This is a genomic window from Paraburkholderia sp. Ac-20342 (assembly GCF_017104985.1).
Taxonomy (GTDB): domain Bacteria; phylum Pseudomonadota; class Gammaproteobacteria; order Burkholderiales; family Burkholderiaceae; genus Paraburkholderia.
In genome coordinates this window covers 1-513 of record NZ_JAAGPQ010000234.1, presented here as the reverse complement: position 1 = coordinate 513, position 513 = coordinate 1, and the positions used below count along the sequence as shown (strand labels likewise).

Genomic DNA, 513 nt, shown 5'->3' with positions numbered 1-513 from the left:
GCGGCGGCCCGGCCGGGCTGTCGGCGGCGATCCGCCTGAAGCAGCGCGCCGCCGCGCAGGGCGTCGAGCTTGGCGTGTGCGTACTCGAAAAAGGCTCGGAGATCGGGGCGCATATCCTCTCGGGCGCAGTCATGGACCCGCGCGCCATCACCGAACTGATCCCCGACTGGAAGGACAAAGGTGCGCCGCTGGACGTTCCCGTCACCGAGGACCGCTTCCTGTTCCTCACCGCAACCGGCGCGAAGGCCGTGCCCAACTGGGCGCTGCCCGATAACTTCAAAAACCACGGCAACTACGTCATTTCGCTCGCGAACGTGACGCGCTGGCTGGGTCAGCAGGCCGAGGCGCTCGGTGTCGAAATTTTCCCGGGTTTTCCCGCCGCCGAGGTGCTCTATAACGAAGACGGCTCCGTTAAGGGCGTCGCGACCGGGAACCTCGGCATCGGCAAGGACGGCGAGCCGACCGAAAATTTCCAGCTCGGCATGGAACTGCACGCGAAGTACACGCTGTTCT

The 513-nt window shown here is 65.5% G+C and carries 1 protein-coding gene; it reads left to right on the top strand.

The window, feature by feature from the left end; all coding sequences use genetic code 11:
* Positions 1-513 (top strand): NAD(P)/FAD-dependent oxidoreductase (locus G3N58_RS33905; protein WP_206001379.1); only part of this gene is annotated, 513 nt, incomplete at both ends.